Source organism: Microbacterium sp. CFSPD4_SD4 (assembly GCF_057364585.1).
Genome location: NZ_JBNFOC010000001.1, coordinates 190,931 through 208,624, shown reverse-complemented (window position 1 = coordinate 208,624; position 17,694 = coordinate 190,931). Strand labels below are relative to the sequence as shown.

The following is a 17,694-nucleotide window of genomic DNA, read 5'->3' as shown; positions in this document are numbered from 1 at the left end:
CTACACCTCGAGGAGTTCGGCCTCTTTGCGCTTGAGCGCGTCGTCGATGAGGTCGACGTGCTGACGGGTCAGCGCGTCCAGCTCCTTCTCGCCGCGGGCGATCTCGTCCTCGCCGAGCTCGCTCTTCAGAGCGTCGAGCTCGTCCTTCGCCTTCCGGCGGATGCCGCGGACGTGGACCTTGGCGTCCTCGGCCTTCGACTTCACGAGCTTCACGTACTCCTTGCGCCGCTCGGCGGTGAGCTCGGGCATCGTGACCCGCACGAGGTTGCCGTCGTTCGTGGGGTTCGCCCCGAGGTTCGGCATGTCGCGGATCGCCTGCTCGATCGCCTTGAGCGCCGACTTGTCGTACGGCGTGATGATGAGCGTGCGCGCTTCCTGGTTGGCGAGCGAGGCGAGCTGCGCCAGCGGCGTCGGCGTGCCGTAGTAGTCGACCAGCACCTTCTGGAAGAGCTGGGGGTTCGCACGACCCGTGCGCACCGTGGAGAAGTCCTCCTTGGCAGCCTCGACGGCCCGGGACATGCGGGTGGTGGTTTCAGCGAGGACGTCCGCGATCACGGTGGCTCCTATCGTCGGGGTGTTCTGGAAATTCTATCGGGAGCGGGCTCCCGTCCCGTGCAGGCGCTCAGGCCGTGACGAGCGTGCCGATGGGCTCGCCCAGGAGCGCGCGGGTCACGTTGCCCGCCGGCTCCATCCCGAAGACGCGCATGTCCATGTTGTTGTCCATGCACAGGCTGAACGCCGTGGAGTCGACGACCTTGAGTCCCTGCTGCAGCGCGTCGCGGTAGGTCACGCGCTCGATGCGCTCCGCGTCGGCGTGCTTGTTCGGGTCGGCGGTGTAGATGGCGTCGACGCCGTTCTTGGCGACGAGCACCTCCTGCGCGCCGATCTCCAGGGCGCGCTGTGCGGCCACGGTGTCGGTGGAGAAGTACGGCAGGCCTGCGCCGGCGCCGAAGATCACGACGCGGCCCTTCTCCATGTGGCGCTCTGCGCGACGCGGGATGTAGGGCTCGGCGACCTGGGTCATCGAGATCGCGGACTGCACGCGGGTGGCGGCGCCCGCCTGCTCCAGGAAGTCCTGCAGCGCGAGCGCGTTCATGACGGTGCCGAGCATGCCCATGTAGTCCGCTCGTCCGCGGTCCATTCCCCGCTGGCTGAGCTCCGCGCCGCGGAAGAAGTTGCCCCCGCCGACGACGACGGCCACCTCGACGCGGTCGACCGCGGCGGCGATCTCCCGCGCCATCTGGCTGACCACGTCAGGGTTCACGCCGAGCTGACCGGCGCCGAACGCCTCTCCGGAGAGCTTCAGGAGGACGCGGCGGCGTCCGGTGCGTTCAGTCATGGGGGATGTCCTCTCGTTCCGATTCAAGATAGTGCCTGGTGGGCATGAAGAAGGGGTTCGGATCGAGTGATCCGAACCCCTTCGACAGTGCTACGCGCCGACCTTGAAGCGCGCGAAGTCCGTCACGGTGATACCGGCGTCCTTCGCCACCTGGGCGACGGAGAGCTTGTTGTCCTTCGCGTAGTCCTGCTCGAGCAGGGCGACCTGCTTGATGAACGCGGCGACACGGCCCTCGACGATCTTCGGCAGGGCGGCCTCGGGCTTGCCCTCGTTGCGGGAGATCTCGGTGACGATCTCGCGCTCCTTCTCGACCGCGTCCGCCGGAACGTCCTCGCGGGACAGGTACGACGGGTTGGCGAACGAGATGTGCTGGGCGATGCTGCGCGCGGTCGCGGCGTCGTCACCCGTGTAGGCGACGACGACGCCGATCTGCGGCGGCAGGTCCTTGCTCGTGCGGTGCAGGTAGACCTCGACGCTGTCACCGGTGACGGTGCGCACGCGACGGAGCTCGACCTTCTCGCCGATGATGGCGGCCTCTTCCGAGATGAGCTGCTCGACGGTCTTGTCGCCCGCCGGAGCGGCCAGGGCGGCCTCGACCGAGTCGGCCTTCACGGCGGCGACGGCGTCGGCGACCTTGTCGGCCAGCGCGATGAAGCGCTCGTTCTTCGCGACGAAGTCGGTCTCGCAGGCGAGCTCGACGAGCGTCACGGCGCCGTCCTGCTCGCGAGCGACGACGAGGCCCTCGCTGGTCGAACGGTCGGCGCGCTTGGCGTTGCCCTTCGCACCCTTCAGGCGCAGGATCTCGGTGGCCTTCTCGACGTCGCCGTCAGCCTCCTCGAGCGCCTTCTTGGTGTCGACCATTCCCGTGCCGAGCTGCTCACGCAGCGCCTTGAGGTCGGCGATGGTGAAGTTGGCCATGTGTGGTGGCTCCTTGCTTCGTTGTGTGGGTGTACGAGGGATTACTTGGCGTCAGCGGCCTCGGCGGCGGCGACCTCGGCGGTCTCCTCACCGGAAGCGGCGGCGATCGCCTCGTCGTGCGCCTGGGCACCGGCCTCGTCGGCGGCGGTGGCGTCGGCGGCCGGGGTCTCGACGACGGCGGCCTCGTCGTCCGCGGTCACGACCTCGGCGGCGTCAGCGGACTCCTGCACGGGAGCCTCGAGAAGCTCCTTCTCCCACTCGGCCAGCGGCTCGGCGTCGCCCGACTCCGGGTTGTGCTTCTGCTGCAGGCCCTCGGCGGCGGCGTCGGCGATGATGCGCGTCAGCAGCGACACCGAACGGATGGCGTCGTCGTTGCCGGGGATCGGGTACTGGAAATCGTCCGGGTCGGCGTTGGTGTCGAGGATGCCGATCACCGGGATGCCGAGCTTCTTGGCCTCGTCGATGGCGAGGTGCTCACGCTTGGCGTCGACGACCCAGAGGGCGGACGGCGTCTTGGTGAGGTTGCGGATACCGCCCAGCGACTTGTGCAGCTTGTCCAGCTCGCGCTTCTTGAGCAGCAGCTCCTTCTTCGTGAAGCCGGAGGCGGAGGGGTTCTCGTAGTCGAGCTCCTCGAGCTCCTTCATGCGGGCGAGACGCTTCGCGATGGTGGAGAAGTTGGTGAGGAGGCCGCCGAGCCAGCGCTGGTTCACGTAGGGCTGGCCGACGCGCGTGGCCTGCTCCGCGAGGATCTCCTGCGCCTGCTTCTTGGTGCCGACGAAGAGGATCGTGCCGCCGTGCGCCACGGTCTCCTTGACGAAGTCGTACGCCTTGTCGATGTAGCCGAGCGACTGCTGGAGGTCGATGATGTGGATGCCGCTGCGCTCCGTGAGGATGAAGCGCTTCACCTTCGGGTTCCACCGACGGGTCTGGTGTCCGAAGTGCACGCCGCTGTCGAGCAGCTGGCGGATGGTGACCACAGCCATGGTCGTCTCCTGATTCTGGCGCGGGACGCGCCGTTGAGGTTGTCATGCCGACCGGACGGTCGGACATCCTGGTGCCCGGCTCACGCCCACCCGTTCGGAGACGGGACCTGCGGGAGTGGATGCCACGACGGAGTCGCTCTGGGCACGCGTAGTCACCCCGAGATCGAGGTGCTCGTCCAGCATACAGGATCATGCGCCCACAGCTCGTCCTCCCCAGCAGCGCAATTCCTGGTCTTCTCCCCTGCCTCCGGCCCCGGCGGAGAGAACCCGCTCCACCGGCCCGCACCGGCCACGCACACTCGCGTGATGACTCCTCCATCCCCTCCTCGCCCTCGCTCTCTCCCGCACCCCTCGCTGCTCCGGGTGCTGATCGCCACCGTGCTCGCCGCTGTCGTGCTCCTGTGCGGCGGGGCTCCGTTCCCGTCTCCTCCCGCCGCGCGAGCGGCGTCGGCACCGCACGGCCTCACGCCCGTGCCCGACGAGTTCGTCTCCGACGTTCCCTGGCGGTGGCCCGTCGAGGGGACTCGGCGCGTGAGCGTCGCCTACCGCGCGCCGGCGCACGCCTACGGTCCCGGGCACCGCGGTATGGATATCGTCGCGAGCGCGGGCGACCCCGTCCTCGCCCCTGCGGAGGGGGTGGTCGCGTTCCAGGGCGTCGTCGTCGACCGCCCGCTGCTCACGATCCGACACGCCGACGGTCTCGTGAGCACGTTCGAGCCGGTGGAGTCGCCCCTGCGCGCGGGAGACCCGGTCCGCCGGGGCCAGGACATCGGCCGTGTCGCCACGGGCGGTCACACTCCCCCGGACGCGCTGCACATCGGGGTACGACGCGACGGCGAGTACCTCAACCCGATGGTGCTGTTCGGCGGTCTCCTGCGGGCGCGCCTCCTGCCCTGCTGCGACGGATGACCCGACGCGCGGGCTTCGCGCTCAGGCCCGAGGGTGCGCCAGACGATACGTCGCCGTCAGCCGCTCCGCCGAGACATGCGTGTAGATCTGGGTGGTGCCCAGGCTCGCGTGCCCCAGGATCTCCTGCACCGCGCGGAGATCCGCACCACCGTCCAGCAGGTGGGTCGCCGCCGTATGGCGGAGGGCGTGCGGACCGACGGTCTCGGCGCCGACGACGGGCGCGAGCGCACGGGCGACCACCTCGTAGACCGTCCGCGGACCGATACGTCCCCCGCGACTGCCGAGGAAGACGGCGGGCGACGCGGCGCCGGACCGCGCGAGCAGAGCCGGTCGAGCGCGGCGCAGGTAGGCGGTGAGCGCATCCCGCGCCGGCGCGCCGAACGGGACGACGCGCTCCTTGTCGCCCTTGCCCCGCACGAGGGCCGTCCCCCGATCGAGATCCAGGTCGTCGATGTCGAGGCCGCAGAGTTCGGAGACGCGGACCGCGGCGCCGTAGAGGAGCTCCAGCACCGCATGGTCGCGGAGGGCGATGGGATCACCCGAGGCCGCCGCCTGCCGATGTCGTTCCAACAACTCGGACATCGCGTCCTTCGATGCCACCGTCGGCAGCGTCTTCGCGCGCTTCGGCGCCACGAGCCGCAGGCTGGGGTCGACGGGGACGATGTCCTGCTCGCGCGCCCAGCCGAAGAACGCCCGCGCGGTGGCTGCGCGTCGGGCCAGCGTCGCACGGGCGTCACCACGCTGGGTCGCCTGCCAGAGCCATTCGCGCAGCATCTCCAGGTCGATCCGGTCGACCGGGCCGCCCCCGACGCTCGCCCCGAGGTCTCGCAGATCGGAGCGGTACGCCTTCACGGTCGCCGGAGAGAGCCGACGCACCTTCTCAAGGTGGTCGGCGAACGCCTCGACAGCGACCGCGAAGTCCATATCCCCAAGCCTGCCGCTCCCCCGCCTTCAGAGCGACGCGCCCCGCCGGGCGCGACCGACGACGAGCGCCCCCGCACCCCGTCAGCGCGTACCCCTAGGGCGCCGCGCCCCTCCCGCGCCAGCCGTCCCCGTCGCGGCGAGCGAGCCCGTCGAGGTCGAGCAGACCGAGCAGGGCCCTCGTCCGCTCGACGGTGAGACCCGCGCGCTGCGCGAGCTCCGCCTCCGTCCGAGCGGTCCGCGTGCTCAGCGCGCGGAGGAGCCCCACCCGCCCCTCGTCCGTCGCTTCACGTCCCCGGGGCGACCGGGCACCGACAGGGAGCATCTCGGCGACCTCCGCCGCGGAGGTGACGCACACCGCGTCGTATTCGCGCAGCAGCCGGTGACAGCCAGCCGAGGACGCGGACGTCACCGGACCGGGTACCGCGCCGAGCGGCCTGCCCAGCGTCGCCGCATGCCCCGCCGTATTGAGGGAGCCGCTGCGCCAGCCCGCCTCGACGACCACCGTGGCCTGCCCCAGCGCCGCGATCAGTCGATTGCGCGCGAGGAAGCGCCACCGCGTCGGCGCCGTGCCACACGGCACCTCGCTGACGACGACCCCGTCGACCGCGATCCGGGCCAGGAGGTTACGGTGACCGGCGGGGTACGGGCGGTCGACTCCCCCGGCGAGGACCGCGATCGTTCCCCCGCCGACGGTCAACGCGGCGCGGTGTGCCGCTCCGTCGATGCCATAAGCTCCGCCGGACACGACAGCCGTGTCGCCCACGGCCAGATCTCCGGCCATGTCGGCGGCGACCCGCTCGCCATAAGCGGTGGCCGCTCTGGCACCAACAATGGCGACACGCGCGGCGCTCGTCAGGAGGTCGCTGCGCCCGCGCACCCACAGCACCATCGGCGCCTCCGCATCGAGATCGTCGACAGCCGTCGGCCAGTCGGGGTCTCCGGGGAGCAGCAACTTCGCACCCGCCTTCCGCGCGCCACGGAGGGCGCCGATCACCGCCCCCGGATCGGCGCGCTGCCGCCACCGGGTGCGGGCGTCGTCGAGGGCCCGCCGCGCCCCCACCGCGCGTACCACCGGCCAGGACCGCCCGGCCCCGTCCAACGCGAAGCGCAGCCCGTCGGCGGGTCCGAACTCGCGCACGAGGGTCGCGGCGACGGCGTCCCCCGGGTCGGCGATGACGGACCACGCGATCCGCGCCAGCGCCTCCGTCACCTCCTCTGTCCCGCGCACGCACCGCGCCGCGTCGAGCGCAGCCTTCTGGGAGAGGAGTCCGTCGATCATCGTGCCGCCCCCGTCCGCAGAAGCAGGGCGCGACCGACCTCGTCCGAGCCGGGACTGTCCCGCCCGGAGAGATCGGCCATGGTCCAGGCGACCCGGAGGACGCGGTCGTAGCCGCGGAGCGTCAACGCGCCGCGTTCCAGCGCCCGATCGAGACCCGCGCGAACCTCCACGGGGAGGCGGAACCCGCCATGCCGGAGCACCGTGCCCGGGATCTCCGCGTTCCGACGCCACGGCGTGCCTCGCCAACGCCGCTCGGCCCGTGCGCGCGCCGCGCCGACGCGATTTCGCGCCTCGACGGTCGTGACACCCGACCGCTCACCCGCCAGCGAGCGCGACGCGGCGACGCGCGTGACCGGGAGATCGATGTCGAGCCGGTCGCGCAACGGTCCGGAGAGCCGCGTGGCATAGCGTCGCAGCGCCTGCGGCGGACAGATGCAGTCGCCATCACGCACGCCCCGGTTGCCGCAGGGACACGGATTCATCGCCAGCAGCAGCTGGAACCGCGCCGGGAAGCGCACCACGAAGCCGGACCGATGCACGTCCACGAAGCCAGTCTCGAGCGGCTGACGGAGCGCATCCAGGGCCACCCGCGGGAACTCCGCCGCCTCGTCGAGGAAGAGGACGCCCCGGTGCGCACGGGCCACCGCTCCGGGTCGTGCCGTCCGCGATCCGCCTCCCACCATCGCCGCCACCGAGGCGCTGTGGTGCGGAGCGACCAGAGGAGGCTGGTGGTCGAGCCCGGTCACGGCCTCACCGCAGAGGGAGCGCACCGAGGCCACCTCGATGGCCTCCTGCTCGGTCAGCGGCGGCATGATCCCGGGCAGACGCCCTGCGAGCATCGTCTTCCCTGCTCCCGGCGGACCGCTCAGGAGCATGTTGTGGCCACCGGCGGCCGCGACGATGAGCGCCTCGACGGCTTCCTCCTGTCCGAGGACATCGCTCAGATCGCGCTGATCGGGGTCGTCCTCCGGCGGTTGCGGCCCCGGGACCGGCTCGACGTCGGGCACGTCCACCTCCGCGCCGTGCCAGGCGGCGACCTCCGCGAGCGAGGCGGCGGCACGCACCTCCACGCCGGCGACGAGACCCGCCTCGGTCGCGTTGCCGTGGGGCACGATCACACGCTCGAACCCCGCTCGCGCGGCGGCGAAGACGGCGGGAAGCACGCCCGGCACGGGACGCAGGCGCCCGTCCAGCCCGAGCTCCCCCAGGTGCACGGTCTGCCGGACGGCGCGCCGAGCGATCACATCGCTCGCGGCCAGGCAGGCCACCGCGATCGCGAGGTCGAAGGCGGAGCCGTGCTTGGGCAGGCTCGCCGGTGAGAGGTTCACCGTCAGGCGCCGCCGCGGAAGCGGGAGGCTGGAGTTCACGCAGGCGTTGTGCACGCGCTGCACCGCCTCCCCGAGGGATTTATCCGGGAGCCCGATGATGCGGAACTCCGGCGTCTGCGGGGAGAGGTCGGCCTCGACCTCCACCACGTGCCCGTCCGCTCCCGTGAGCGCCACGGACCACGTGCGTGCGGTGCTCATGCGATGTCCTCGAGGTGCTCGACGGTGGCTGTCCCCGGGGACGCACCGGTGATACCTATCGCTTCCACCCGGAGGACCCGTCCGCGCGCCAGATCGGGATGCTCCGCCCGCCACGCATGAGCGAGCCGCCACAGCCGCCGACGCTTCCGGTCGTCGATGGCGTCGAACGGGTGCCCGAACGCCGTCGACCGCCGCGTCTTCACCTCGATGACGGACAGGCGTGCCCCGAGGATCGCCACGATGTCCAGCTCCCCCTGGGGACACCGCCAGTTACGATCGACGATCCGATACCCGCGCTTCGTCAGATAGTCCGCTGCCTGCTGCTCCCCGGCTCGCCCGAGGTCGTCTTTCGCTGCCATCCCGAAAGGATGGACGTCAGCACCCCGTCACCGCCGTGGTCCCGCGCGAACGCTCCAGAGGCTGTGGGAACGGCGAAGAATGTCACCGCTGTGCAGGAACGGCGCGTCGCGTCACTCTCCGTCGAGGGAGAGCTCCTGCGGCAGTTCGAACTCGCGACGCTGGAGCTCCTCGACGTTCACGTCCTTGAACGTGAGCACCCGGACGGCCTTCACGAAGCGGTCGGCCCGGTAGATGTCCCACACCCACACGTCGCTCATGGAGATCTCGAAGTAGAAGTCGTGCTCGGTGTCCCGCCGCACGACGTTGACCTCGTTGGCCAGGTAGAAGCGACGCTCGGTCTCCACGACGTACTGGAACTGAGAGACGACGTCGCGGTACTCGCGGAACAGCGCGAGCTCCAGCTCGCGGTCGTAGTCGTCGAAGGCTTCCTCATCCATGATGAGTCCATCCTATGGTCGTCCGGCGCCGGTCGCGGCATCCCGGGCGCGGCCTCTCAGAACAGCGTCGGCGCGTCGGCGATCGCCCACGAGGACCGGTGGAACGGGGAGAGCCCGAACGAGCGGATGGCCTCCCGGTGCTCCGGGCTCGCGTACCCCTTGTTGCGATCCCACTGGTAGTCACGGTGGCCCTCGTGCAGCTCCGCCATGTGACCGTCTCTCGCGACCTTCGCGATCACCGACGCCGCGGACACCGAGGCGCAGTCGCGATCCGCCTTGATGACGGGCCGCACGCGCAGGGGCACGGGATGCACACGCGAGACGTAGTCGTGGTTGCCGTCGAGGAGCACCAGGGCGTTCTCGACCGTCGCGCCCAGCGCCACCACCCCCTCCACGGCCCGCGAGGCGGCGAGCCCCAGCGCCCGCATGATCCCGACCTCGTCGACCTCCGCCGCGGTCGCCCAGCCGACAGCCGAGGCCTGCACCCAGGAGGCCGCCCGGGCGGCGACGTCGGGGCGCCGGCGCTCGGGGACCAGCTTCGAGTCGCGCAGGCCCTCCGGAACCCGACGGCGGGCGCCTGTGGCGTCCATCACGGCTGCTCCGACGGCCACCGGTCCCGCCAGTGCGCCGCGACCGACCTCATCGAGGGCGATGATGAGGTCGCACTCCCCCAGGAGCTTCCGCTCCAGGGTCAGTCGAGGCGTGATGACGGTCATTCGGGGTCCGGCACTCCGGTGAAGATGTCGTGGTGGCCGTCGATCGGTCCGAATCGGTCGAGCGGCCAAGTGGTCAGGAACGCCTTGCCCACGATGTTGGAGACGGGGACGAAACCGCCGCTGGGCAGCTCCTGGTGTGCGCGGGCGTCGCGGGAGCGGTCCCGGTTGTCGCCGAGGAGCCATACGGAGTCCTCCGGCACGACGACGTCGAACGGCTCGTTGGAGGCCGCGGTGTCCCCCTCGGGGAGGTTCAGGTAGCTCAGCTCGTCGATCGGGGCGCCGTTGATCGTGATCTGCCCCAGCGCGTTGCAGCACACCACGTGGTCGCCCTCGACCCCGATCACGCGCTTGACGAGGTGGTCCTGGGTGTCGGTCGCCGAGATGCCCACGAAGGTGAGAACCCAGTCGACGGCCTTGACCAGCGGCGGCTGTGCCGGCGCCTGCGGCATCGGGTCGAGCCACCCGCCCGGATCCTTGAAGACGACGATGTCGCCGCGCTCGTAGCCGGTCCACCGCGGCGTGAGCTCGTCGACGAGGATGCGGTCGTCGATCAGCAGCGTCCGCTCCATGGAGGCCGAGGGGATGTAGAACGAGCGCACGACGAACGTCTTGATGACGAAGGACACCAGCGCGGCGATGACGACGATGACCAGCACGTCTCGGAGGAAGACCAGGAACCCGCGCCGCCGTCGTGTCGGGCGTGCGGACGGAGAGTCAGTCATCTGGTTCCTTCTCGAAGAGTGCACCGTGAGCGCACGGCAGTAACAAGGTTCGCACACCGGGGACAGAACGAAAGCACCCCGGGACATCGTGTCCCGGGGTGCTGTGAAGAAGCTTCGCGTCAGTTGTTGACGCGCTTCTCCTTGATCTTCGCCTTCTTGCCGCGGAGCTCGCGCAGGTAGTAGAGCTTGGCGCGACGCACGTCACCGCGGGTGACGACCTCGATGTGGTCGATCACCGGGGAGTGCACGGGGAAGGTACGCTCGACACCCACCTGAAAGCTGATCTTCCGGACGGTGAAGGTCTCGCGGACGCTGTCACCCTGGCGGCCGATGACGACGCCCTGGAAGACCTGGATACGGGAGCGGTTGCCCTCGGTGATGTTGACGTGCACCTTGACGGTGTCACCGGGGAAGAACTCGGGGATGTCGGAACGGAGCGAAGCCGCGTCGACGGCGTCGAGGATCTGCATGATCGTCTCTCTCTGCACTCGCCTCAGGTCGGATGCACGGATTAGGAAGGAACAAGAATGGGAGTGTGCCGAACGGCGCTGACGCGTCCGCGGGCTCCCCTGGGGCAGAGCCGGTCACGGCACAAAGAACCATTCTGCCACGGATGACAGGCCCGGCCAAAACAGCGGGTCAGAGCCGGTCGTCGGTCTCCCGCACCACGATCACCTCGTGCACGCTCGTCTGCGGACTCTCGGTGCGCGGCGGCGTCATCGTCGACCAGGAGATGGTCTCGCGGATGCGCGTCCCACTCCCCCGCGCCTCGTTCCAGAGCTGCCACAGCTGCAGCCAGACCAGGGCGATGCCCACGACGATGGCGGCCGCGAGGAGCCAGCCGAACGCCCCGTCGATGAAGAAGCCGACCGCGATCGTGAGCGCGTGCCAGAGACCGAACCCGGCGACGTCCCACCACGAGACGGCACGCTCGGCGCGGACCGACGGACGGGAGCGCGTCAGCAGCGTGAGCAGGAGCTGCCCCAGGAACACCGAGGGCATCGCGATGAGCAGCACCCAGAGGATCGACCAGCCGCCCTGGAAGACGGCCCAGCCGATGAGCAGCCACAGCGGCAGGAGGAACGCCGACGGCAGCAGCCAGCGGAAGAAGGCCTGTCGGATCCACATGCTCCGATGCTACGGCGACCGCGCCTGCGCGTCACGGGTGTTCGCTGAGAGCGGCAGGCGTCGGGCACCCCGTCCGATCAGGGAGAATGGAGACGACGAGAGGACACTGATGATCGAACTGCGCACCCCTGCCGAGATCGATGAGATGCGCGCGGCAGGCCGGTTCGTCGCCGAGACGCTGGCGACCCTGCGCGACGAGACGAAGGTCGGCACCAACCTCCTGGCGATCGACCGCCGGGCCCATGACATGATCCGCAAGGCCGGCGCCGAGTCCTGCTACATCGACTACCACCCGTCCTTCGGGGCGAGCCCCTTCGGCAAGGTCATCTGCACCTCGGTGAACGACGCCGTGCTGCACGGCCTCCCGCACGACTACGCGCTCCGGGACGGCGACCTCGTCACCCTGGACTTCGCCGTCTCGGTCGACGGCTGGGTCGCCGACTCCGCGGTCTCCTTCGTCGTGGGTACGCCGCGGGACGAGGACCTCCGTCTCATCGACACCACGGAACGCGCGCTGGCCGCCGCGATCGAGACCTCGGTGGTCGGCAAGCGCATCGGCGACATCTCCGCCGCGATCGCCGACGTCGCGCACGGCGAGGGCTACTCCATCAACACCGACTTCGGGGGCCATGGCGTCGGCCGCACGATGCACGGCGACCCCCATGTGGCAAACGACGGCCGCGCAGGACGCGGTTTCCCGCTCCGCGCCGGCCTCGTGCTCGCCCTGGAGCCCTGGTTCCTCGCGACGACGGACGAGCTGATCACCGACCCCGACGGCTGGACGCTGCGGAGCGCGGACGGCTCTCGCGGCGCGCACTCCGAGCACACCATCGCGATCACCGAGGACGGACCGATCATCCTGACGGATCGCTCGTTCCTCGGCGTCGACTGACTCCGGTCGCGGGGTCGGCGCGCTCCCAGGGCGCGACCGGCCCGGGCACGACGACGAACAGCGGGTGCGCCTTCGGGAGCTCCACAGACCCGTGCCGACTGAGCACGTCCGGGCTGCGCTCGGCGAGCTTCGCCCGCAGATGCTCCCACTCGCGTGCCAGCTGACCCGTGGTGACCGGGATCGACGGCACCGCCGACTCCGCGCGCCGGATCCGCGTGCGGTCGAAACGGTAGCCGCGCTCGTCCGCCTCATCGGCGACGCCCACCAGGTACGCACCCACCGTGGCCACGGGATCGGCCGTCGCCCGGAAACGCTCGAGCTGCGGGTGTCGCTGATACCCCTTCGTGGCGTCGGCGAGCACCGCCTGAGCGAGGAGGGTCTCCCGCCAGCAGGCGACGAGCCCCTGGCGGTCGAGGTACTCCGGATGCAGCGACCAGATCCTCATGCGCGGCGGTAACGGAACACGTCGGTGAGGTGCGGCAGATCGAACTCCGCCTTCCCCCGCGTCTCGTCCGTGCCGTCCAGCACCGCTTCCAGGGCCGCCACCATCGCCGTGCGCTCTGCCTCGTCCGCCACGAGGAAGCTGCTCACCGTGCCCCACCGTCGGAGGTAGTCCTCGCGGGTGATCCGCTCGGTCCAGCGCACCTCCTCGTGGACCTCCAGGACGAAACCGGGAAGGTCTGTCGCCGACGCGGAGGTGTCGTCGTCCGCGCCGACCGCGGGATGCGCCACCCGGTGGCACGCGAGATCCCAGGCACAGGCAGGGTCGGCGCGATTCCACAGCAGCCCGAGCGTCCCGTGAGGGACGAGCGTGCGGGCGATCTCAGCTGCCGCCGCGTCCCGATCGAACCAGTGGAACGCCTGCGCGACGCTGACGGCATCGACGGAGCCGTCCGGAACGGGGATGCTCTCCGCGGACCCCGGCCGCGCGTCGACCGTCGGGAGCGTGCGCGCGAGCACGGCGAGCATCGGCGCGGACGGCTCGATCGCGATCACCTGCGTCGCCCGCGCGACGAGCAGGCCCGTGAACTTCCCGGTGCCGGCGCCGAGGTCGAGCGCCGTCGCCACGCGGTCCGGAACGACGATCTCGGCCGCGCGCCCCGGGAACCCCGGCCGGTAGCGGTCGTACTCCTCGCCGATGCTCTCGAACGATCGCGCGCGTGCCATACCCACCATGCCTCGACGCTAACAGCACCCGTCGCGACGGATGGCAGGGTCAGCCGTCGGTCGGCGCGTCCGGGAGCAGATCGGGGCGTCGCAGGCGGGTGCGGACGAGCTGCTGCTCACGCCGCCATGCCGCGATCGCACCGTGGTTGCCGCTGAGGAGCACGTCGGGGACGGCGCGCTCCCGCCAGACCGACGGCTTCGTGTAGGACGGGTACTCGAGGAGGCCGTCCTCGTGCGACTCCTCCACCAGGCTCTCCGGGTTGCCGACGACACCCGGGATCAGCCGACCGATGGCCTCGATCATCGCCATCGTCGCCACCTCGCCGCCGTTGAGCACGTAGTCTCCGAGGCTCAGCAGCCGCACCTCGCCACGCTCGGCGGCGTACTCGAAGACGCGCTCGTCGATGCCCTCGTAGCGCCCGCAGCCGAACACGAGGTGCTCGCGTCCCGCGAGCTCCCGCGCGGTCGCCTGGGTGAAGACCTCGCCCGCCGGCGACGGGAAGATGATGGTCGGCGCGGGGGTGGCGTCCGCCGTGAGCTCATCGAGGGCGAGGCCCCAGGGCTCCGGCTTCATGACCATGCCGGCTCCCCCGCCGTACGGGGTGTCGTCGACGGTGCGATGGCGGTCGTGCGTCCAGTCGCGCAGATCGTGCACCTGGAGGTCGAGCAGACCCGAGCCTCGCGCCTTGCCGAGCAGGGAGAGCGTCAGTCCGTCGAAGTACGAGGGGAAGATGGAGACGACGTCGATGCGCACGGGGGAACCGTATCAGCGGTCACTCGGCGCCGTCGGAGGCGGCGGTCCCGTCCTCCGACTCGGGAAGCTCCTCGAAGAGCCCGGCCGGCGGGGTCACGATGACGCGGCCGGCCGCCACGTCGACGGTGGGGACGATGGCCTCGACGAAAGGGACCATCACCTCGTCCGTGCCGCCGGTCGACGGCTTCACGATCAGGAGGTCCTGCGCCGGCAGGTGCTCGACGCGGACCACGCGGCCGACGACGGTCTCGTCGCGGACCACGTCCAGACCGACGAGCTGGTGGTCGAACCAGGCGTTGTCCTCGGTCTCGTCCTCGTCCTGGTCCATCCAGAGGATGGCGCGGACGAGGCTCTCGGCCGCGTTGCGATCGTCCACGTCCTCGAAGAAGACGACGGGGTTGCCGTTCATCACGCGGTATTCGCGGACGACGATCTCCTTGCCATGCCACGGAGATGCCTCGGGCACCTGCAACGTGAACGCGGCCCCGGGGACGAATCGCCGCTCCGGGTTGTCGGTGTAGAGCTCGAGCTTCAGGCGCCCTTGAGCCCGTGAGCCTTGACCAGGCGTCCGACGCGCAGCTGGTTGCGGCCCTGGATGCGGTCCTGCGACACCACGTCAGTCGTCCGCGACGTCGACGCGGACGCGGCGCCCGTCGGCGAGGGCGCTCACGAGAGTGCGCAGGGCCTTGGCCGTGCGGCCGCCGCGCCCGATCACGCGTCCACGGTCGTCGGGGTGCACACGCACCTCGAGCAGGTCGCCACGGGGCGACGAGGATTCGTGGATGCGCACATCTTCGGGGTGATCGACGATCCCCTTGACGATGTGTTCGAGCGCGGCGGCGAGCACGATGGATTACTCGGCGTCGGCGGCGGGAGCCTCAGCGGCCTCCGCGTCGGCGTCAGCGGCGGGGGCCTCCGCAGCGGGGGCCTCCTCCTTCTTCTCCGCCTTGGGCTTGATGACCGACTTCTTCGAGGCGTCGGCCTCGAACGCGGCCTTCTCGCCGGCGACCTTGAGGGTGGACTTCGCGTCCTTGTCGCCCTTGAAGGTGCCCCAGTCGCCGGTGATCTTGAGGATGGCGGTGACCTGCTCGGTCGGCTGCGCGCCGACGGAGAGCCAGTACTGCGCACGCTCGGAGTCGACCTCGATGAACGAGGGCTCCTCGGTGGGGTGGTACTTGCCGATCTCCTCGATCACGCGACCGTCGCGCTTGGTGCGCGAGTCGGCGACGACGATGCGGTAGTACGGCGCGCGGATCTTGCCCATGCGCTTGAGACGAATCTTGACAGCCACGATTCTCCTGAATGGTGTGGAAGGAAACGAACCGGTCGCCTGGAGCGTGGGGTGCACACCCGGCGGAAGCTCAAATGAGGAGGACGAGCGCTGGATAGAGGGTCGAGCACGTCGTCCGACCCTCTATTCTGCCAGATGCGTGCGCCGGGTGCGAAACCCGGCGACACGGCGTTGCGGAGCAGGCCCAGCCCCGTGTCAGACTGTCCCCGTGCAGCTCGACTTCGCCGCTTCGGCCCGCTCCACCGTCGGTCTCGAGTGGGAGATCATGCTCGCCGATCCCGAGACCGGTGATCTCGTCGGTCGCGCGCCGGAGCTCCTCGCCGCGCTGGAGGCGGAGAGCGAGGACGAACGCCACACCGTCACCGGCGAGCTCCTCACCAACACCATCGAGGTGACCAGCGGGATCGGCGACTCCGTGGCCCACGCCGTCGACGACATCGCGAACGCGATCGCGGCTGTGCGGTCGGCCACCGATCCGGCAGGGATCGAGCTGCTCTCCGCCGGAAGCCACCCGTTCGCCCAGTGGTACGACCAGTCGGTGACCGACAAGACCCGGTACCACACCCTCATCGAGCGCACCCAGTGGTGGGGGCGCAACATGATGATCTGGGGCATCCACGTGCACGTGGGCGTCGACGAGCAGCGCAAGGTCTTCCCCATCATCAACGCGCTGTCGGCCTACCTCCCCCACCTACAGGCGCTGTCGGCGTCCAGCCCGTTCTGGGCCGGGGAACGCACGGGGTACGCCTCCAATCGCGCTCTCGTCTTCCAGCAGCTGCCCACGGCGGGCCTTCCCTGGCCGCTGCGCGACTGGTCGGAGTTCGAGCGCTACCTGGACGACATGGTCCGCACCGGTGTCATGGCCGATGCCACGGAAGTGCGCTGGGACATCCGTCCCGCCCCGCGCTGGGGCACGATCGAGGTCCGCGCGTGCGACGGCCTGTCCACGCTCTCCGAGATGGCCGCGGTGGCCGCGCTCGTGCAGGTCCTCGTCGAGCACTTCTCCCGGCTCCTGGATGAAGGGGCCGCCCTGCCCGACCTCCCCGCGTGGTTCCACCGCGAGAACAAGTGGCGCGCGGCCCGATACGGCCTGGACGCCCGGGTCATCGTCGACACGATCGGCACGCAGCGCCCCGTGCGCGAGCACCTGACCGAGAAGATCGAGGAACTGGCCCCGGTCGCCGTCGAGCTCGGGTGCGTGCGCGAGTTCGGCAGCATCGCGACGATCCTCGACGGCGGAGCGAGCTACGCCCGTCAGCTCGCGGTCGCCGACGCCACGGACGGCGACCTCCGCGCCGTGGTCCAGCACCTCATCCGGGAGTTCCGGACCGGACCGCAGTCCTCGATCGAAGGCGAGTGAGGCGAACGCGACTCAATCCTCGACGAGCCGGCGCGCGAGCCCCTCGTCCAGGACCACGTCGGTGATGAGCTCGGCCGCGATCGCCGCGCGCAGGCTCGCGAGCTTGGGCACGCCGGAGACGACGCAGACCCGCCTCGGCACGCGCCGCAGCCGATCGAGGCCCGGCCCCGTCGCCCGCGCATTGAGCCGGATGTCGCGCCAGGAGCCGTCGGCGCGGAAGAAGACCGTCGCCACGTCGCCGATCGCGTGGTCCTCCCGCAGACTGCGGTAGTCCTCCCGACCGAGGTAGCCGCCGACGTACACCCGGCTGGGCACCTCCGCGGCCGGGGACCCGAGGCTGAACACGGCGATGTCCATCTTCGCCTGCAGGTCGAGGACGCGCCGGGTGCTGCGCTCACGCCACATCGCCTCGCGAGTGGCGGGGTCGTCGAAGAACGCGGGGACCGGGAACTGCTGCACCTGCGCCCCGAACGCGCTCCCGAAGCGCTGCAGGATGTCGCTGGAGTACTCCACACCGCTGGTCTGGGTGTTCCCGGCGCCGTTGAGCTGCACGAACGTCGTGTTGTGCGTCTCCTTCTGGGTGAGACCGCGGCTGACCGCGCTGATCGTCGATCCCCACGCGACGCCGACGATCATGTTCGAGTCCACGAACTGCGAGAGGAGTCGTCCCGCGGTCAGAGCGACGCGCTCCAGACGTTCGACCTCGCTGACGATCTCGGCCATCGGCACCACGTGCGCCACCACCCGGTGCCGGTCCCTGATGCGCTGCTCGAGCATCCCGAGGCGCTCCAGCGGCGAGTTGATGCGGATGTCGACGAGGCCGCTCTCCCGCGCGAAGCTGAGCAGCCGCGACACGGACGATCGCGAGGTGCCGAGCTCCTGCGCGATGACCTCCATGGTCTTGTCCTGCATGTAGTAGAGCTGCGCAGCGGTGAGCGCGGCGACCAGCTTGCCGTCGCGCGATGGCGCTCCGGATCCCGCCATGATGA

General features: G+C 70.4%; 22 protein-coding genes and 1 pseudogene. 3 read left to right on the top strand and 20 right to left on the bottom strand.

Annotated elements, in window-relative coordinates:
• The 4 genes from frr to rpsB all read right to left on the bottom strand — a co-directional run bounded on the left by frr (position 1) and on the right by rpsB (position 3,240).
• Complete coding sequence (gene frr / locus AC2W7E_RS01045) at positions 1-555, bottom strand: ribosome recycling factor (RefSeq protein ID WP_062766584.1); 555 nt, start codon at positions 553-555, stop codon at positions 1-3.
• A gap of 67 nt (positions 556-622) precedes the next feature.
• On the bottom strand, positions 623-1,339 hold the full coding sequence (gene pyrH, locus AC2W7E_RS01040) for a UMP kinase (RefSeq protein WP_025103358.1): 717 nt from the start codon (positions 1,337-1,339) through the stop codon (positions 623-625).
• Positions 1,340-1,429: 90 nt separating this feature from the next.
• The gene (tsf, locus tag AC2W7E_RS01035) at positions 1,430-2,257 is read right to left on the bottom strand and encodes a translation elongation factor Ts (RefSeq protein ID WP_025103357.1); all 828 of its coding nucleotides are present in this window, start codon (positions 2,255-2,257) and stop codon (positions 1,430-1,432) included.
• A 41-nt stretch (positions 2,258-2,298) separates the two neighbouring features.
• Positions 2,299-3,240, bottom strand: a complete 942-nt coding sequence (rpsB, locus tag AC2W7E_RS01030) for a 30S ribosomal protein S2 (protein WP_025103356.1) — start codon at positions 3,238-3,240, stop codon at positions 2,299-2,301.
• Positions 3,241-3,546: 306 nt separating this feature from the next.
• Here rpsB and AC2W7E_RS01025 point away from each other — a divergent pair, with 306 nt between their 5' ends.
• Positions 3,547-4,149, top strand: coding sequence for a murein hydrolase activator EnvC family protein (locus tag AC2W7E_RS01025; RefSeq protein ID WP_485988376.1), 603 nt, complete (start codon positions 3,547-3,549; stop codon positions 4,147-4,149).
• Between the two features lie 21 nt (positions 4,150-4,170).
• Here AC2W7E_RS01025 and AC2W7E_RS01020 read toward each other — a convergent pair whose 3' ends face one another.
• The 9 genes from AC2W7E_RS01020 to AC2W7E_RS00980 form a co-directional block, all read right to left on the bottom strand.
• Entirely contained in the window at positions 4,171-5,073 is a 903-nt protein-coding gene (locus AC2W7E_RS01020) for a tyrosine-type recombinase/integrase (protein ID WP_485988375.1), read from the bottom strand.
• A 94-nt stretch (positions 5,074-5,167) separates the two neighbouring features.
• A complete protein-coding gene (gene dprA / locus AC2W7E_RS01015; protein ID WP_485988374.1) occupies positions 5,168-6,352 on the bottom strand; it encodes a DNA-processing protein DprA in 1,185 nt (394 codons plus the stop codon).
• Positions 6,349-7,878 carry a YifB family Mg chelatase-like AAA ATPase gene (locus AC2W7E_RS01010; protein ID WP_485988373.1) on the bottom strand — a complete coding sequence of 510 codons (1,530 nt, stop codon included), beginning with the start codon at positions 7,876-7,878 and terminating at the stop codon, positions 6,349-6,351. The genes dprA and AC2W7E_RS01010 overlap by 4 nt, the downstream gene beginning before the upstream one ends.
• Entirely contained in the window at positions 7,875-8,237 is a 363-nt protein-coding gene (locus AC2W7E_RS01005; protein WP_485988372.1) for a YraN family protein, read from the bottom strand. Before AC2W7E_RS01005 ends, AC2W7E_RS01010 begins: the two co-directional genes overlap by 4 nt.
• A gap of 111 nt (positions 8,238-8,348) precedes the next feature.
• Positions 8,349-8,675 (bottom strand): DUF2469 family protein, encoded by a 327-nt coding sequence (locus tag AC2W7E_RS01000; protein WP_017204525.1) that lies wholly within the window; start codon positions 8,673-8,675, stop codon positions 8,349-8,351.
• A 56-nt stretch (positions 8,676-8,731) separates the two neighbouring features.
• Complete coding sequence (locus AC2W7E_RS00995) at positions 8,732-9,391, bottom strand: ribonuclease HII (RefSeq protein WP_085607030.1); 660 nt, start codon at positions 9,389-9,391, stop codon at positions 8,732-8,734.
• Positions 9,388-10,113: a signal peptidase I gene (gene lepB / locus AC2W7E_RS00990; protein ID WP_025103349.1), complete on the bottom strand. Its 726-nt coding sequence runs from the start codon at positions 10,111-10,113 to the stop codon at positions 9,388-9,390. The genes AC2W7E_RS00995 and lepB overlap by 4 nt, the downstream gene beginning before the upstream one ends.
• A gap of 119 nt (positions 10,114-10,232) precedes the next feature.
• Complete coding sequence (rplS, locus tag AC2W7E_RS00985; protein ID WP_025103348.1) at positions 10,233-10,583, bottom strand: 50S ribosomal protein L19; 351 nt, start codon at positions 10,581-10,583, stop codon at positions 10,233-10,235.
• A gap of 169 nt (positions 10,584-10,752) precedes the next feature.
• Complete coding sequence (locus AC2W7E_RS00980) at positions 10,753-11,241, bottom strand: hypothetical protein (RefSeq protein WP_025103347.1); 489 nt, start codon at positions 11,239-11,241, stop codon at positions 10,753-10,755.
• Between the two features lie 109 nt (positions 11,242-11,350).
• On the opposite strand from AC2W7E_RS00980, the gene map reads away from it, so the two are divergent.
• Complete coding sequence (map, locus tag AC2W7E_RS00975; RefSeq protein WP_105949773.1) at positions 11,351-12,133, top strand: type I methionyl aminopeptidase; 783 nt, start codon at positions 11,351-11,353, stop codon at positions 12,131-12,133.
• Here the strand turns inward: map and AC2W7E_RS00970 are convergent.
• The 6 genes and pseudogenes from AC2W7E_RS00970 to rpsP form a co-directional block, all read right to left on the bottom strand.
• The gene (locus tag AC2W7E_RS00970; protein WP_485988371.1) at positions 12,096-12,578 is read right to left on the bottom strand and encodes a pyrimidine dimer DNA glycosylase/endonuclease V; all 483 of its coding nucleotides are present in this window, start codon (positions 12,576-12,578) and stop codon (positions 12,096-12,098) included. The genes map and AC2W7E_RS00970 overlap by 38 nt on opposite strands.
• Positions 12,575-13,309 (bottom strand): class I SAM-dependent methyltransferase, encoded by a 735-nt coding sequence (locus AC2W7E_RS00965; protein WP_485988370.1) that lies wholly within the window; start codon positions 13,307-13,309, stop codon positions 12,575-12,577. Before AC2W7E_RS00965 ends, AC2W7E_RS00970 begins: the two co-directional genes overlap by 4 nt.
• 40 nt (positions 13,310-13,349) lie before the next feature.
• The gene (gene trmD / locus AC2W7E_RS00960; protein WP_126892982.1) at positions 13,350-14,054 is read right to left on the bottom strand and encodes a tRNA (guanosine(37)-N1)-methyltransferase TrmD; all 705 of its coding nucleotides are present in this window, start codon (positions 14,052-14,054) and stop codon (positions 13,350-13,352) included.
• A gap of 19 nt (positions 14,055-14,073) precedes the next feature.
• A pseudogene (rimM, locus tag AC2W7E_RS00955) lies at positions 14,074-14,669 on the bottom strand (ribosome maturation factor RimM).
• Between the two features lies 1 nt (position 14,670).
• Positions 14,671-14,901, bottom strand: coding sequence for an RNA-binding protein (locus AC2W7E_RS00950; protein ID WP_025103341.1), 231 nt, complete (start codon positions 14,899-14,901; stop codon positions 14,671-14,673).
• Positions 14,902-14,907: 6 nt separating this feature from the next.
• A complete protein-coding gene (gene rpsP, locus AC2W7E_RS00945; protein WP_025103340.1) occupies positions 14,908-15,345 on the bottom strand; it encodes a 30S ribosomal protein S16 in 438 nt (145 codons plus the stop codon).
• 208 nt (positions 15,346-15,553) lie between these two features.
• Between rpsP and AC2W7E_RS00940 the strand changes: the two genes are divergently transcribed.
• A complete protein-coding gene (locus AC2W7E_RS00940; RefSeq protein WP_025103339.1) occupies positions 15,554-16,705 on the top strand; it encodes a glutamate--cysteine ligase in 1,152 nt (383 codons plus the stop codon).
• Between the two features lie 12 nt (positions 16,706-16,717).
• On the opposite strand, the gene AC2W7E_RS00935 is transcribed toward AC2W7E_RS00940, so the two are convergent.
• Complete coding sequence (locus AC2W7E_RS00935) at positions 16,718-17,689, bottom strand: sugar-binding transcriptional regulator (RefSeq protein ID WP_025103338.1); 972 nt, start codon at positions 17,687-17,689, stop codon at positions 16,718-16,720.
• Positions 17,690-17,694: the final 5 nt, after the last annotated feature.